Below are 2,943 nucleotides of genomic sequence, written 5' to 3' on the forward strand. Positions count from 1 at the left end.
TATCTAATGGGGATATTCTCTGGCACGGTATATTCGTAGAGATTACAGACCCTTACCAGGCGATAGAAACAGTACACGCTCAGCAGCAGTTGCAGCGTCATTTACTTTCATCCAGCCCTGCCGTGCTGTATAGTTTTAAGGCCACAGGGGATTATGCCGCAACCATCGTCAGTGAGAACTTTACTGACCAGTTTGGCTATGCAGAAGAAGAGTTTTTAGAAAATCCCGACTTTTGGATTAACCATATCCATCCAGACGATCGAGAGCACATTCTGCCGTTATCGTGTCTGTTAGAAAAGGGATTTGGCATTCACGAATATCGTTTTCAGCACAAAAGCGGAGCGTATCGCTGGATTCATGATGAGTTGAAGGTTCTCTGGGATGAGGCAGGCAACCCTCAGGACATCATTGGTTCCTGGCTGGATATTACTGAGTGCAAACAGATGGAACAAACCCTCAAGCAACTCAACGAACAGCTAGAAACCAGGGTTGAGGAGCAAACAACCGAACTCAGGCAGACGGTGCGACAATTGCAACAAGAGATTGCCTCACGCCAGCAAGCACAAGAAATCTTGGAGCGATCGCAAGCCCAACTCACAGAAAAGGCAAGTCAGTTAGAACAAGCCTTACACGAATTACAGAAAACTCAGATGCAACTGGTGCAGGTCGAAAAAATGTCCAGCTTGGGTCAGTTAGTGGCGGGAGTGGCACACGAAATCAATAATCCCCTGAGTTTTATTTATGGCAACCTGATTCACGTCCAGGATTATACCAACGATTTACTGGCAGTGTTGCAACGATATCAAGCGCAATATCCTCAAGCCACACCAGAACTTAAGGTTTTTTTGGAAGACGTAGACCTACCATTCTTGGTTGAAGATCTCCCGCATGTCCTCCATTCTATGAAGGTAGGAACCGATCGCATTGTTGAGCTGGTGCGATCGCTGCGAAATTTTTCCCGCCCGGAAGAAGTCGAAGTCAAAATTGTCGATATCCATGACGGTATCGATAGCACGCTGATGATTTTAAAGAACTTTTTGAAGGAAAAGCCCGAACGTCCTGCCATTAATATCATTAAATCTTACGGACAATTACCGCTAGTCGAGTGTTATCCCGGCCCTTTGAATCAAGTATTTATGAACATCATCACCAATGCGATCGATGCGTTAGATGAGTCAGCGATCGAGGGGTCATTCTCAGGAATGGAGGACGAGACGACTGACAATAGAAAACCGATCACGCAAAAGAGTCCAACGATTTGGATTCACACCCAAGCTATTGACGCGAATCGCGTCTCCATCCAGATTAGAGACAACGGACCAGGTATATCTCCAGAAGTTCAAAAACAGTTATTTGACCCTTTTATTACGACAAAAACGATGGGAAAAGGAACGGGTCTAGGCTTAGCGATTAGTTATCAAATCGTAGTGGAGAAGCACCGGGGAAAATTGCGGTGTAGTTCAATCCCAGGGCAGGGAACTGAGTTTGCGATTGAAATTCCGATTCAGCAACAGAAGCTTCGGCATCAATTTCCCTAAATGCAGTTTAAATCAAGGTATGGAAGCCAATCAACGCGTGAGAGGCTTTCTGAAAGCTGCAAGGGAGTGTTGCTTGTATAAATGCTGGCTTGCCTGCCGTAGATCGACCAACAGTTATTGTTGTCGAGCGAGCTTCTATTCCTAGTGGCGAACCCTATCTAGGCTGGTTTTTTCAACATAAGGGTTTTCAATTGCTGGAGTCGCTCGGCTGTGTCAGATTCAGGCAAAGGAGTATAGACGGCGAGCGTTAATTCTGGTGCTTCTATAACTTGAAACAAAGAGTATTCAAACACCAAATGTCCGACGAGCGGATGATCGTGTGACTTGCAACCTGGCAAATTTCCTTGAACTTCGTGTCGTGGCCACCACTGCCGAAATTCAGGGCTGGCTTTTTTCAAATCTTCTGCTAACTCAATGAGTTGAGCATCTCCCAGGTAGCGCCCACAGATACTACGAAACCGTGCCAGCATAAACTGAGCATGTCCTTCCCAATCAATAAGCATCTGACGATAAGCAGTATTGGTGAAGAAATACCAGAGTTTATTACGCTCACGGGTTGTCATCCTGCTAAAGTCGCCAAACAAGGCACAAGCCGCTTGATTCCATGCCAAAATGTCAAACCGATACCCCACCACATAAGCTGGGCAGAGTGCTAGATGCTCCAACATGCGCTCAATTGCAGGGCTAACCGTGTTCTTGCCATGGGGAATTTCTGGCGGCAATTGCTGCAACGCCAACATAAATAAATGAGTGCGTTCCTCCGATGTTAATCGAAGCGCCTGAGCGAGACTTTCTAATACTTGGGCAGACACTCGAATGTCACGCCCTTGCTCCAAGAAGGTGTACCAAGTTGTACTGACGTTGACCAGTTGAGCCACTTCTTCTCGCCTTAATCCAGGGGTGCGACGGCGTGTTCCACTAGGTAAGCCCACATCCATAGGGGTCAGGCGAGCGCGGCGTGTTTTCAGAAAATCGGCGAGTTCTTTGAGGTGTGGTTTATTCGTTGCCATCGCTTGACCTTGGCTCGCAACCTGGTAGTGTCAATACCAGTATAAGTTCGTTCTGGTTTGAGTTTGAGCTGCCTGATAACTTGAAATCAAGGTTTTGCATTCACATTCACACTCTCACACGGAATCAGGCAGCCAACCATGAAAGTTTTTCTCACAGGTGCAACGGGGTACATCGGTTCATTAGTGGCTGAACAGTTGCAAGCAGCAGGGCATACGGTTGTAGGCTTGGCAAGAACAGAAGCATCGGCTGACAAACTCAGGCAGTTTGGCATTGAACCACTGCTCGGTGATTTACGAGACACTCAAACCTTAGCCCAAGCGGCGCGTGCAGCAGACGGTGTAATTCATACTGCCTTTATTCACGACTTTAGTGATATTGAGGGGGCAGTCAACGT

Annotated in this window: 3 protein-coding genes; 2 read left to right on the forward strand and 1 reads right to left on the reverse strand. The window is 47.0% G+C overall.

Annotated features, from left to right (window positions below):
* On the forward strand, positions 1-1,538 hold a 1,538-nt coding region (locus tag V6C93_RS00430; RefSeq protein ID WP_333474662.1), incomplete at its 5' end, for a PAS domain-containing sensor histidine kinase.
* 158 nt (positions 1,539-1,696) lie between these two features.
* Here the strand turns inward: V6C93_RS00430 and V6C93_RS00435 are convergent.
* Entirely contained in the window at positions 1,697-2,548 is an 852-nt protein-coding gene (locus V6C93_RS00435; protein ID WP_333474663.1) for a helix-turn-helix transcriptional regulator, read from the reverse strand.
* Positions 2,549-2,686: 138 nt separating this feature from the next.
* On the opposite strand from V6C93_RS00435, the gene V6C93_RS00440 reads away from it, so the two are divergent.
* The coding region (locus V6C93_RS00440) for an NAD(P)H-binding protein (protein ID WP_333474664.1) at positions 2,687-2,943 on the forward strand (257 nt) is incomplete at its 3' end.

The organism is Allocoleopsis sp. (assembly GCF_036703385.1).
In the GTDB taxonomy this organism is placed as follows: Bacteria; Cyanobacteriota; Cyanobacteriia; order Cyanobacteriales; family Coleofasciculaceae; genus Allocoleopsis.

Bases quoted from the DNA above. Each gene is read 5' to 3' on its own strand.
- V6C93_RS00435 (WP_333474663.1), bottom strand. From the start codon at position 2,548: ATGGCAACGAATAAACCACACCTCAAAGAACTCGCCGATTTTCTGAAA.